Origin of the sequence: Verrucosispora sp. WMMD573 (assembly GCF_027497175.1) — a bacterium.
In the GTDB taxonomy this organism is placed as follows: domain Bacteria; phylum Actinomycetota; class Actinomycetes; order Mycobacteriales; family Micromonosporaceae; genus Micromonospora.
On record NZ_CP114901.1, the window covers coordinates 4,693,311 to 4,705,390 of the forward strand.

A 12,080-nucleotide genomic window follows, 5' to 3' on the forward strand; every position below is an offset into this window, starting at 1 on the left:
AGGGGGCGAGTCCCGGGAAAGGTTCGCAGCGGTGATCGTTTCGTTATGCCGGATGCGGCTCAGCTGCCGGGCGCCCCGCTGCCCGGGCCCAGGTCGCCGGCGCGGTGGTGCCGCCGGCAGAGCACCTGGTACCGCACGTCCGCGGTGTCGACGGTGTCGCCGATGACGACCTGTGCGCCCTCGCGGGCCACCCGCCCGTCGGCGACGCGGGCGTTGAGCAGGCCCTCACGGCCGCACCAGCAGAGCACCTCGACCTGGATCCGGGCCACCGAGTCGGCCAGCTCGAACAGCCGCTGCGCCGCCGGGAACAGGCTGGAGCGGAAGTCGGTGGCCAGGCCGAAGGCGTACACGTCGACGTCGTAGCTGTCGACCAGGTCGGCCATCTGCTCCACGTGCTCGACCCCGTAGAAGCTGGCCTCGTCGCAGATCAGGTAATCCACCCGCACCCCGTCGGCCCAGGCGTCGCGGACCAGGGTCCGCAGGTCCAGCGAGTCGGTCACCTCGATGGCCTCGTGGGCCAGCCCGATGCGGGTGGTCACCTGCGGGCCGAGTGACCGGTCGATGCGAGTGGTGACCAGTCCCCGGCGGCCCTGCCGGGCATGGTTGTAGTTCATCTGCAGCGCCATCGTGGACTTGCCGCAGTCCATCGGCCCCCAGTAGAACCGCAGCGCGGCGGCGTGCGCCGGTCGCCCGTCGACGCCGCGGGCGGCGAGGCACCCGGCCGGGCTGTCACCCGCGGCGGGCAGTGTCGGGCGGGCCAGGCAGGTCGGTAGGGCGTCGTCGGTCGTCACGGACCGGCAGCCTAGTGCGATCTGCGCCCGGCCCGCGCGGTCCACCCGGCCGGGGTGTCGATCATCGCAACGTCGCCCGGGTCAGAGCACCCGGGGCGGGGTGTTTCCGGCGGCGACGATGGCCCGCCGGATCGGCACCGCCAGCAGCAACAGGAACCCGACCACGAAGAAGATCAGCAGGGAGACCAGGCCGACCCGGTAGGAGTTGGTGAGCTGGAACACCAGGCCGAACGCGAGGGGGCCGAGCCAGCTGGTGCCCTTGTCGCTGATCTCGTAGAAGCCGTAGTACTCGCCCTCCTTGCCGGCGGGAATCAGCTGGCTGAACAGCGAGCGGCTCAGCGCCTGGCTGCCACCGAGGACCAGGCCGATGGCCGCGCCGAGAACCATGAACGGCAGCGGCGCCTCGGCCGGCAGCCGGAACGCCGCGACGATCACCCCGGTCCACAGCACCAGGCTGAGCAGCACCGTCTTCCAGGCCCCGATCCGCCCGGCCAGGGCACCGAGACCGAGTGCGCCCCCGAAGGCCAGGAACTGCACCAGCAGGATGGTCACGATCAGGGTGCTCTGCCCGAGCCGCAGTTCCTCGGTGCCGTACTGGCTGGCCAGGGTGATGACGGTCTGGATGCCGTCGTTGTAGACCAGGAACGCCAGCAGGAAGAACAGCGTCAGCGGGTACGCCTTGATCTCCCGCAGAGTACGGCCGAGCTGGCGGAACCCGTCGGTGAGCACGTTGCCTCGCCCGGCGGCGGCCAGCGCGGCGGCGGTGGGGTGCTCCCGCAGCCAGCGCAGCGGCACCAGGGTGAACACCGCCCACCACAGCCCGGCCGAGACGATGGACCAGCGGGCCAGGTCCAGGGTGCGTTCGGCGGTGCCGTTGTCGAACGACTGCACCGCGACGAGGTTCAACGCCAGCAGCAGACCGCCACCCAGGTAGCCCAGCGCCCAGCCCCGGCTGGAGATCGCGTCGCGCTCGTCCGGCCCACCCAGCTGCGGCAGGAACGAGTTGTACACCACGATCGCCGCGCCGAAGCTGATGTTGGCGACCATGAACAGTGCGCCGCCGAGCAGGTAGCGGTCCCCGGTGACGAAGAGCATGCCGACGGTCGCGGTGGCCCCGGTGAACGCCGTGGCGGCCAGTAGCCTCTTCTTGTGCAGCGACCGGTCGGCGATCGCGCCGATCACCGGCAGCACGAACACCGTCAGCAGCACCGACAGCGAGATCAGGTACGGGTAGTAGGAGCCGGCGGCCACCTTGATGCCCAACGGGTACACGTACCCGACGCACTCGTCCGCGCCGAGTTCGCACCCGGCGGCGACCTCGGCGACGCTGGTCAGGAACGGGCCGAGGAAGACCGTGATGACGGTGGTCTGGAAGGCCGAGTTCGCCCAGTCGTAGAAGTACCAGCCGGTGCGCTCCCGGCGGGTGCTCCGCGGTGGTGGGATGTCCTGCGCCGTCGGGGTGACCGTCTCGGCCATGGGGTCCTCCGCCCAGGTGTTCAGGCGGCCCAGTGGCCGCGGCTGCGGTAGACGTCGCGCAGCACGCCGACGTGGTCGGTCATGATGCCATCAACCCCAAGATCAAGTAACTCGTGCATCTCGGTGGGTTCGTCGATCGTCCAGACGTGCACCTGCAGGCCGAGCCGGTGGGCCGTGCGCAGGAACCGACGGTCGACCACCGGCACCCGGCCGTAGCGCACGGGCACCTGCGCGGCCACCACCGACGGCGGCAGCCGCAGCGGACGTCCGGTCCACGAGGCCCACCGCAGCCGGGCCACCCCGCGCACCCCGAGGCTGGTGGCGACCCGCCCATCGGTCAGGGCACGCAGCCGGGTCAGCCGGGCGTCACTGAACGAGGCCAGCAGCACCCGGTCGCCGGCACCGGCCCGGTCGACCGTGGCCACCGTCGGCGCCGCCCCCCGGTCGGACTTGACGTCGATGTTGAACCGCACCTGCGGCCACGCGCCGAGCACCTCGTCGAGGCGGGGCACCACGGCGGAGCCGCCGACGCGCACCGTGGCCAGGTCGGCCCAGCGCATCGCGTCCACCCGGCCGCGTTGCCCGGTGACCCGTTCCAGGGTGTCGTCGTGGAACACCACGGCCACCCCGTCGGCGGTCGCGTGCACGTCGGTCTCGACGTACCGGTAGCCCAGCTGGACCGCCCGGGCGAACGCGGCGACGGTGTTCTCCTCGCCGTCGGCGGCGCCGCCGCGATGGGCGAAGGCCAGCGGCGCGGGCGCGTCGAGGTAGGGGTGCGCGGTCGTGGGCACGCGGCGCAGTATGCCTGGCCCCGGTAACCGACCGGTGGCGGGCCGGCGGCCAGCCGGGTAGCTCCCGTCGTCCACACCCCGCCAGTACCCGCTGGTGATTGCCGGATGCCGGACAGTAACCTTCCCGGTTCGACCGGAATCGGTCACGATGCCCCGGTGATGGCGTGGCCGAATCCCGCACCGCGACGCGACGACCCGTCCTCGACGCCAGCGGCGCTGACCATCCGCCCGGTGCATCCGCTGCCCGGGCGCGTTACGCCGCCGCGCCGCCCGGCGACCCGCAGCGTCCCGGCCGGGTTCGGGGCGCTGCTGGTCATCACGCTGGTCGCCGGCAGCCCCTGGGGATACGACGTGATCCGGGAGCTGAGCGTCAACCTGCCCCGCACCGACGGCCCGGCCGGCATCGTCACGATCGCGGTCGACGCGCTGCTGCTGGGGCTGTCCTGGCTGCGGTGGGGCAGCCCCGACCCCGCGTCCGGCTACCAACTCGCGCGCACCGCCCAGGTGGCGCTGTTCGTCCTGATCGTGCTGGTGATGCTGCGCCGGCTGGCCGCGGGCGACCCGCCGTCCCGGGCGTACCGCTTCTTCGCCACCCTCGGTGCGACGGTCGCGGCGGCGGCGCTCGCCACGGTCGGCGGCGCCCTGGTGCACCTGGCCGTCGACAGCGGCGCCTACGCCGGGTCGGGGATGCGTGCGGAACTGCTCAACGAACTGGTACGGGCCCTGCTGTGCGGCTTCGTCGTGGGTCTGCTGCTGGCGGCGGTGCCGGCCCGGCGGCACCGGACCCGACCTGCCGTCCCCGGGTTGGGAGGCAACTGACATGGTGATCCGGCAGGCCACCCCCGAGGACTCGACGGCGGACCCGACCGACGCCACGAGCGAGGCGACCCGCTACCTGTGTGTGGCGGCGCACACCGACGACACGTTCGCCGACTCGGCCCTGTCCGAGGTCTTCGACGACGAGCTCCGGGCGGTGGCGCCCTCGGTCGGCTTCGACCTGACCACCGTGCTGCGGCACTGCCTTGAGGCACGTCAGCGGCGCATCCGTCGCGACGCCGGCCTGCTCGTCGCCGGCAGCATGGCCGTGCTGCTGGCGCCGCTGTGGACGCTGCAGACCGCGGCGGTGCTGGCGATCGGCATGTCGCTGGCCCGGGCCAACCGGCACCGCCCGCTGGCCTCGGTGACGGCGCTGGCGGCGACGGCCGTGGTGTCACTGTGGCTGTTGGCGCAGTTCGCCGGGCTCGACACCGACAGCGACGGCGGCATGATCAGTTGGATGGTCGGCCTGCCGTGGCTGGCGCTGGTGGCCGGGCTGCTGGCGTACCTCATCCTGGTGCTGCACCTGCTGGGCACCCGGCAGCTGCTGGTGCAGCGGCTGCGGCGTGGTCACTTCCAGCCCGCGTCACCCGACACCGGCCCGGTGCCGCAGCGCCTCGCGGCACGCCTGGCCCAGCTCGACACGGCGCAGCACGGCAACGTGACGATCTACAGCGGGTACACGCCGTTCGTCGGGCACGGCGCACCGGTGGCCGGCTGGTCGTTCGCCCTGCCGATCCACCGGGCCGAACAGCATCTACCCGAACCGTCGACTGCGGTCACCGGCGACGACCCGGACGCCACCGTGCAGTTCGCCGTGGTGGATCTGATCGACCACGTACGGCGACGACTGGCGGCGATCCGACTCGACCCGGCCGGCGACCCGGAACTGAATCCGGAACGGCTCGCCGGTCTGGTGCTGGAGGATCGGGTGTTCGTGCACGGCGGGCTGCTGACCGACGATCCGCAGCTGCTGCCCGACCGCGGCCGGATGCCCCGGCAACGCTGGTCCGACGAGCAGCTGCGGGCGGTGGCGAGCCGGCCGCAGGGCGCTGCCCGGCATTTCCTGGGCGCTCTGGTGCCGTCCTGGGGCGGCGAGGTGGTGGCCTGCACGTTCCTGCACTTCTCCACCGATGGCCGGGTGCTCTACCTGGAGTGCGCCCGGACGTTGCTGGAGCCGCCCCGCATCGAGTACCACGACGTGGACCGGCTGACCGAGTGGATCCCGGTGCGTCAGTTCGTCCAGCTGTTCACCGCCGCCGCCGAGCAGTTGGTGCGTACCGCCTTCGGTGCGCCGGTGCGCCTGGTACGCGACGGCGTCCAGGTGGTGCGGCACCAGATCCGGCAGGCGCGGTCACGCCGGATGGCCCGCGAGGACCTCGGCTACGACTACGGGGCCCGGGCCGGCGTACGGGAGCTGGCCACCGGCACCACCTACCACAACTATTTCCAGGTGCTCGACGCCGCGAAGCATCTCAAGGTGGTCGAGCGGCACGTGCTGGCCGCCATCGTCGACTTCCTGGAGGACAAGGGTGTGGACACCGCCGAGTTCCGCACCCGGCAAACCATGATCCTCAACCAGGGTGTGATCCAGACCGGTGGCCTCAGCGTCGTCGGTAACCAGGCGGTGGGCGCCGGGGCGCGGGCGGAGCAGCAGAGCACCACGGAGCAGCCGTCGCCGCAGGGCACGAGCCGTCGAGCCGGCACCGGGAGGCCGTCATGACCACGTCCGACAACTCGATCAACTTCGGTGTCCAGCAGTCCGGTGGGGTGAGCCAGGTCGGCAACCAGGCAGTGGGTCCGGGCGCGCACGCGGTCGGCGGGGGACTGTGGGCCACGGCACCGGGGGTGGACCTGCCGGCCCTGATCACACAACTGGTGCAGACCCTCGACCGGCATCGTGACGAGTTGCCGGAGCCGGCTCGGGCGGTGGCCGCGGAGCTGCGGGTCCAGCTGGCGCGGCCGGATCCAGAGCCGGCCCGGGTCACGGCGCTGCTGCGGCGCCTGGCGGCGCTGGCCGCGCCGGTGGCTCCGGTGGCCTCGGCCGTGACCGAGGTGTTGCGGGCGGTGCAGCAGGCGACCTGAACTCAACCGGCGGCGGGGCGGCGCCGGTGTACGCGGCTGAGGTCGACTGGCCGGCTGGGGTCGACGTGGCGGGGGCCTTCGGGTTCGTCCGGCCGCAGCGGGGCCAGGGTGTCGGTGAGCGCGTCGATGATCCGGTCGGTGGCCCGGCGGGCCGCGCCGGGCGCGCCGCGGGCCACCTCGGCCAGGTCCACCGGGTCGCCGAAGTGCACCCGTACGGTGGGGCGGCGCACCAACGCCCGAGCGACGCCGCGCAGCATCCCTTTCGGGGCCTGGTAGGGCAGCACCTCATGGGATCCCCACTGGGCGACGGGGATGACTGGCGCGCCGCAGGCCAGGGCGAGGCGGGCGGCACCGGTCTTGCCGCGTTCGGGCCACATGCCCGGGTCGAGGCCGATCCGTCCCTCCGGATAGACCAGGATCGGCGCGCCGACGGCGACCGCGGCGGTGGCGTCGTCCAGTGCCCGGTGTACGCCGCTGGTGCCCCGGTCGACGCGGATGTGCCCGGCGCTGCGCATCGCGGCCCCGATCAGCGGAGCCCGGAACAGCCCACCGGTGGCCATGATCCGGGGCGCCACCCGGCGGGCCCGGCAGGCTGCGGCGAGCACGATCGGGTCGAACGGGCTGATGTGGTTGGCGGCCAGGATCAGCGGCCCGCCGCGCATCCGGGCCGGGATGTCACCGGTGACCTCCAGCCGGGCCAGCATCCCGACGACGACGCGGGCCAGCAGCAACGCGACGCGCCAGATCAGCGGCGGGTGCCAGGGGGAGTGGGCTGCTTCCATCAGCGGGACATGGTCGCACGGCCAACGGGCGACGCGGCGGCCAGGGCGGGCCGTACGGCAGGAGTGAGCAGGGTCATTGGTCCCGGTCCTGTTCGGGTCGCCCGACTCTGCCAATCGACGTACGACGCCCTGTAGTATTTACTACGCCTTGTAGTATGAATAGCCTGGGGGTCGCAGGTGGACGCGTTGGACGTCGCCCGCTGGCAGTTCGGTGTCACCACCGTCTACCACTTTCTCTTCGTGCCGCTGACCATCGGCCTGTCCGTTCTGGTCGCCATCCTCCAGACACTCTGGCACCGCACGGGGGATGAGAAGTACCTCAAGCTCACCAAGTTCTACGGCAAACTCTTCTTGATCAACTTCGCCATGGGCGTGGTCACCGGGATCGTGCAGGAGTTCCAGTTCGGCATGAACTGGAGCGACTACTCCCGCTTCGTCGGCGACATCTTCGGCGCACCCCTGGCCATCGAGGCCCTGGTCGCGTTCTTCCTCGAATCCACCTTCATCGGCCTGTGGATCTTCGGCTGGGACCGCCTGCCCAAACGCCTGCACCTGGCCAGCATCTGGGCCGCGGCCATCGGCACCAACCTGTCGGCGTACTTCATCCTCGCCGCGAACTCGTTCATGCAGAACCCGGTCGGCTACCGCTACAACCCGGACACCGGCCGCGCCGAACTGACCGACTTCCTCGCCGTGCTGACCAACAAGGTCGCCCTGATCACCTTCCCGCACACCATCGCCGGCGCCTTCCTGGTCGCCGGGTCGCTGCTGGTGGCCGTCGCTCTGTGGCACCTCATCCGCAACCGCGACAGCGCCGACACTCCCGCCTACCGCTTCGCCGCCCGCTTCGGTTCCTGGGTCACCCTGATCGCCGCCACCGTCGTCGTCATCACCGGCGACATCCAAGGCAAGATCATGACGCAGGTGCAGCCGATGAAGATGGCCGCCGCCGAAGGGCTCTACGCCACCGAGAACCCCGCGTCGTTCTCCGTCCTGACCGTCGGCAGCCTCGACGGCAGCCGCGAACTGTTCGCTATCAAGATTCCGTACCTGCTGTCCTACCTCGGCACCGGCGACCCCAACGGCACCGTGCAGGGCATCAACGACCTCCAGGCCCGCTACAGCGCCCAGTACGGCGCCGGCAGCTACACCCCGATCATCCCGGTCACCTACTGGAGCTTCCGCATGATGATCGGCTTCGGGCTCGCCGCCGCCGCCATCGCCCTGCTGGTGCTCTGGACCCAGCGCAAGGGCCGCGCCGTCCCGAACAGCAAATGGCTGCTACGCGCCGGCCTGGTCATGCCGATCCTGCCGCTGCTGGCCAACTCCTTCGGCTGGATCTTCACCGAGATGGGCCGCCAACCCTGGATCGTCTTCGGCGAGATGCTCACCCGCGACGGCGTGTCCCGCAGCGTCTCCCTGACCGAGGTGCTCACCTCCTTCACCGCCTTCACCCTCATCTACGCCGTCCTCGCCGTCATCGAGGTGAAACTGCTGGTCCGCTACGCCAAGGCCGGCGTACCCGACGTCACCCCGGCCCCCGAACCCGACGACACCGACGACGCCGAGCGCCCGCTCGCCTTCGCCTACTGAGTCCGGAGCCCCACCGTGGAACTGACCACCATCTGGTTTCTCCTCGTCGCCGTGCTGTTCACCGGCTACTTCATCCTCGAAGGCTTCGACTTCGGCGTCGGCATGCTGCTGCCCGTGCTCGGCCGCGACGACAAGGAACGCCGCGTCATGATCAACACCATCGGGCCGGTCTGGGACGGCAACGAGGTCTGGCTGATCACCGCCGGAGGCGCCATGTTCGCCGCCTTCCCCGAGTGGTACGCCACCCTCTTCTCCGGCTTCTACCTGCCCCTGCTGCTCATCCTGCTGGCCCTGATCGCCCGCGGCGTCGCCTTCGAATACCGCCACAAGCGTCCCGAGGCGTCCTGGAAACGCCGCTGGGACAACGCCATCTTGTTCGGCTCACTCGTCCCGGCGATCCTGTGGGGCGTGGCGTTCGCCAACATCCTGCGCGGCGTGCCGCTGGACGCCGAGCACGAGTACGTCGGCGGACTGCTCAACCTGCTCAACCCGTACGCCCTGCTCGGCGGCGCGACCACCGCGGCGCTGTTCGCCACCCACGGCGCCGTCTTCGTCGCCCTCAAGACCGTCGGCGACATCCGCGGCCGGGCCGCCGCGCTCGCCGTGCGCCTGGGCGTGGCCGCGGCGGTCCTCGCGGTGGCCTTTCTGAGCTGGACCCTGACCATCCGCTCCAGCACGGCCGCCGTCGTGCTCGCCGTCGCCGCCGCCCTCGCGCTGCTCGGCGGTCTCGCCGCCGCCACGGTACGCCGGGAGGGCTGGGCCTTCACCGGCACCGCCGCGGCGATCGGGCTGGCGGTGGCCACCCTGTTCGCCGCCCTGTTCCCGAACGTGCTGCCCTCCACGCTGGACCCCGCCGGCACCCTCACCGCCACCAACGCCGCCTCCACCCCCTACACCCTCACGATCATGACCTGGGTGGCGGTGTTCTTCACCCCGATCGTGCTGGCCTACCAGGGCTGGACCTACTGGGTCTTCCGCAAGCGCATCGGCGTGGCCCACATCCCCCAGCACTGACCGGCGGGCGGGCCCCGGTGGCACCCGGGCCCGCCCGCCCGTCACGCCGTCGCCAGAACCTGCTCGGCGCGGCGTCGCACCACGTCCAGCACCCGCGCCGCAGCCGCCAGCTCATCGGTCGGAAGATCGGCCCACAGCCGGGCTCCGATCTCGGCGGAAACCGCGGCGACCACCTGCTGCGCCTGCCGCCCGGTCGGGGTCAGCGCGACCCGGGAGGCGTCGGTGGGCACCGGTGCCACAAGCGTCGCCGCGATCAACTCGGCCAGCGTGGCGTGCGCCGTCGCGGTCGACACCTTCACCGCGTCGACCAGCCGACGGGCGGCATCGACGCGGGGGAGCGGAGCGCCGGCGGCAGCCAAGGCGTTGAGCAGCAACGCCTGCGTGAAGGTCAACCCGAGACGGTTTAGCTCCCGCTCCAGCACCGCCCGGGTGGCGTAGTGGGTCCGGCCGAGGATCTGCCCGTTGAGGGTGATGGACATGTCAAACCCCTATCCATTGGTCTTGCCAACGTTGGTGTGGCCAACATAGCAGTGATCGTGGGTGCCGCCAACGAAATCACGTACAGTCCCCACATGGAGCAACCCAGCACACCCACACCCAGCCGACTCCGCACCACCCCCAGCTGGCTGTTCACCCAGACCGCCGCCCACGCCGCCCGCATCGTCACCGCCGCACTCGACACCCGCCACGCCCGCGGCTACCACTACCGACTACTGGCGACCCTCGCCGAAACCGGCCCCGCCAGCCAAGCCGACCTCGGCCGACACAGCGGCATCGACCGCAGCGACATCGTCGCCACCCTCAACGACCTCGCCGACCGCCACCTCGTCCGCCGCCAACCCGACCCCACCGACCGCCGCCGCAACATAGTCCGCATCACCCCCGCCGGCCAACGCGAACTCACCCACCTGCAACACGCCCTCGACACCGCCCAGGAAACCCTGCTCGCCCCACTGAACCCCACCGACCGCCATCAACTCGTCCGCCTGCTCAACCTCCTGCTCACCCACCACCACGAACCGAAAGGCTGACCATGGCCCGCACCCACCACTACGCCACCACAGTCACCTGGACCGGCAACCTCGGCACCGGCACCAGCGGCTACCGCGACTACCGACGCGAACACGACATCACCACCGACGGCCGCCCACCCATCCCCGGCAGCTCCGACCCCACCTTCCACGGCGACCGGACCCGCTGGAACCCCGAACAACTCCTCCTGGCCGCCCTGTCCCAGTGCCACATGCTCGCCTACCTGCACCTGTGCGCGGACAAGGGCATCGTCGTCACCGACTACGTCGACCACGCCACCGGCACCATGACCACCGACAACACCGGAAACGGCCACTTCACCGAGGTCACCCTGCGACCCCACGTCACCGTCGCCGACCCCACCACCACCGACATCGCCGCCGCGCTGCACGACGACGCCCACCACACCTGCTTCATCGCCAACTCGGTCAACTTCCCGGTCCACCACGACCCGGTCACCACCACCTGAACAGCCCACGCACAAAATCACTCGACCGCACCGCCACGACCGCTATCGTCGGCGCGTGCCTGACGTGCGTGAACTCACCCCCGACGACCTGAACGACGCCTGGCAACTCGGCCGGCTCGCCTTCGGCTCCGACCCTGAACCACCCACACCACCAAACCCCGCCGGCCGCACCTCCTACGGCGCCTTCGACCCCGCTGGGCAAATCATCGGCAAGGCCGTCGACCTGCACGACGAACAATGGTGGAGCGGACACGCCCTGCCCGCCGCAGACGTCGCCGGCGTCGCCGTCGCACCCGAGGCACGCGGCACCGGAGTGGGCCGCGCCCTGCTGAGCACCCTGCTCCGTGACGCCCGCGATCGCGGCGCCGCCGTCAGCGCGTTGTTCCCCACCACCGCCGCCCCCTACCGCGCCTGCGGCTGGGAGATCACCGGCCAACTACGCACCCTCGACCTGCCCACCGCCAGCCTGCCCCGACACCGCCCCGACCCGCGCCTGAGCGTGCGCGCCGGCACCGCCGCCGACCTGCCCGCCACCGCCGAGCTCTACCGACACGTCGCCCACCACCGCAACGGCCTGCTCACCCGCACCCACCGCCGATTCACCGCCACCGACGAACTGCCCTACGACGGGCTCACCCTCGTCGAACACGACGGACACCCCGTCGGATACGCCGGCTGGAACCGTGGCCGCGGCTACGGCCCCGACGCCGTCCTCACCGTCGAAGACATCCTCGCCACCACCGCCGACGCCGCCCGCGCCCTCGTCGGCGTCCTCGCCAGCTGGCACAGCGTCACCCCGACCCTGCGCCTGGCCCCACTACCCGGCGACACCGTCAGCCTGCACCTGCCCCTGGAACGCGCCCGCGAACACGAACGCGACGCCTGGATGCACCGCCCCGTCGACGTCGTCCGCGCCGTGCAGGCCCGCGGCTGGCCCACCCACACCCACGGCCAGGTCACCTTCACCCTCACCGACGATCTCGCCGACTGGAACACCGGCACCTGGCAACTCGCCGTCGCCGACGGCCACGCCGACCTGCGCCGCACCACCGACGAAGCCGACCTGCACCTGACCGTACGCGGCTTCGCCCGCCTCTACACCGGCACCGCCACCGCCCGCACCCTCGCCGAAACCGGCCTGCTGCACCACAGCACACCCGACCCGGCCGCCCTGGACCTGCTCGCCGCCGGACCCACCGCCCACCTCATCGACTACTTCTGACAAACGCCG

Annotated in this window: 13 protein-coding genes; 8 read left to right on the plus strand and 5 right to left on the minus strand. The window is 71.5% G+C overall.

Annotation, left to right across the window (positions count from 1 at the left end; translation table 11 throughout):
- Positions 1-59 precede the first annotated feature (59 nt).
- The 3 genes from O7601_RS21375 to O7601_RS21385 form a co-directional block, all read right to left on the minus strand.
- Positions 60-746: a thymidine kinase gene (locus tag O7601_RS21375; protein ID WP_281567000.1), complete on the minus strand. Its 687-nt coding sequence runs from the start codon at positions 744-746 to the stop codon at positions 60-62.
- A gap of 126 nt (positions 747-872) precedes the next feature.
- Positions 873-2,267: an MFS transporter gene (locus O7601_RS21380; RefSeq protein WP_281562867.1), complete on the minus strand. Its 1,395-nt coding sequence runs from the start codon at positions 2,265-2,267 to the stop codon at positions 873-875.
- A 20-nt stretch (positions 2,268-2,287) separates the two neighbouring features.
- On the minus strand, positions 2,288-3,058 hold the full coding sequence (locus O7601_RS21385; RefSeq protein ID WP_281562868.1) for a glycerophosphodiester phosphodiesterase: 771 nt from the start codon (positions 3,056-3,058) through the stop codon (positions 2,288-2,290).
- A 156-nt stretch (positions 3,059-3,214) separates the two neighbouring features.
- On the opposite strand from O7601_RS21385, the gene O7601_RS21390 reads away from it, so the two are divergent.
- Genes O7601_RS21390 through O7601_RS21400 form a run of 3 tightly spaced genes read left to right on the plus strand, consistent with a single transcriptional unit; the run spans position 3,215 to position 5,959 of the window.
- Complete coding sequence (locus O7601_RS21390; RefSeq protein ID WP_281562869.1) at positions 3,215-3,877, plus strand: hypothetical protein; 663 nt, start codon at positions 3,215-3,217, stop codon at positions 3,875-3,877.
- Between the two features lies 1 nt (position 3,878).
- Positions 3,879-5,597, plus strand: a complete 1,719-nt coding sequence (locus O7601_RS21395) for a hypothetical protein (protein ID WP_281562870.1) — start codon at positions 3,879-3,881, stop codon at positions 5,595-5,597.
- Complete coding sequence (locus O7601_RS21400; protein ID WP_281562871.1) at positions 5,594-5,959, plus strand: hypothetical protein; 366 nt, start codon at positions 5,594-5,596, stop codon at positions 5,957-5,959. The genes O7601_RS21395 and O7601_RS21400 overlap by 4 nt, the downstream gene beginning before the upstream one ends.
- Before the next feature lie 2 nt (positions 5,960-5,961).
- On the opposite strand, the gene O7601_RS21405 is transcribed toward O7601_RS21400, so the two are convergent.
- The gene (locus O7601_RS21405) at positions 5,962-6,741 is read right to left on the minus strand and encodes a lysophospholipid acyltransferase family protein (protein WP_281562872.1); all 780 of its coding nucleotides are present in this window, start codon (positions 6,739-6,741) and stop codon (positions 5,962-5,964) included.
- A gap of 177 nt (positions 6,742-6,918) precedes the next feature.
- Between O7601_RS21405 and O7601_RS21410 the strand changes: the two genes are divergently transcribed.
- Together O7601_RS21410 and cydB are read left to right on the plus strand one after the other, a co-directional pair.
- Positions 6,919-8,334, plus strand: coding sequence for a cytochrome ubiquinol oxidase subunit I (locus O7601_RS21410; RefSeq protein ID WP_281562873.1), 1,416 nt, complete (start codon positions 6,919-6,921; stop codon positions 8,332-8,334).
- A gap of 15 nt (positions 8,335-8,349) precedes the next feature.
- The gene (gene cydB / locus O7601_RS21415) at positions 8,350-9,348 is read left to right on the plus strand and encodes a cytochrome d ubiquinol oxidase subunit II (RefSeq protein ID WP_281562874.1); all 999 of its coding nucleotides are present in this window, start codon (positions 8,350-8,352) and stop codon (positions 9,346-9,348) included.
- 41 nt (positions 9,349-9,389) lie between these two features.
- Here cydB and O7601_RS21420 read toward each other — a convergent pair whose 3' ends face one another.
- Positions 9,390-9,827 carry a hypothetical protein gene (locus O7601_RS21420; RefSeq protein ID WP_281562875.1) on the minus strand — a complete coding sequence of 146 codons (438 nt, stop codon included), beginning with the start codon at positions 9,825-9,827 and terminating at the stop codon, positions 9,390-9,392.
- A 93-nt stretch (positions 9,828-9,920) separates the two neighbouring features.
- Here O7601_RS21420 and O7601_RS21425 point away from each other — a divergent pair, with 93 nt between their 5' ends.
- From O7601_RS21425 to O7601_RS21435, 3 genes are read left to right on the plus strand one after another with little or no spacing between them, the layout of a single operon-like run.
- On the plus strand, positions 9,921-10,379 hold the full coding sequence (locus tag O7601_RS21425) for a MarR family winged helix-turn-helix transcriptional regulator (RefSeq protein ID WP_281562876.1): 459 nt from the start codon (positions 9,921-9,923) through the stop codon (positions 10,377-10,379).
- Positions 10,380-10,381: 2 nt separating this feature from the next.
- Complete coding sequence (locus O7601_RS21430) at positions 10,382-10,849, plus strand: OsmC family protein (RefSeq protein WP_281562877.1); 468 nt, start codon at positions 10,382-10,384, stop codon at positions 10,847-10,849.
- A 55-nt stretch (positions 10,850-10,904) separates the two neighbouring features.
- A complete protein-coding gene (locus O7601_RS21435; protein ID WP_281562878.1) occupies positions 10,905-12,071 on the plus strand; it encodes a GNAT family N-acetyltransferase in 1,167 nt (388 codons plus the stop codon).
- Positions 12,072-12,080: the final 9 nt, after the last annotated feature.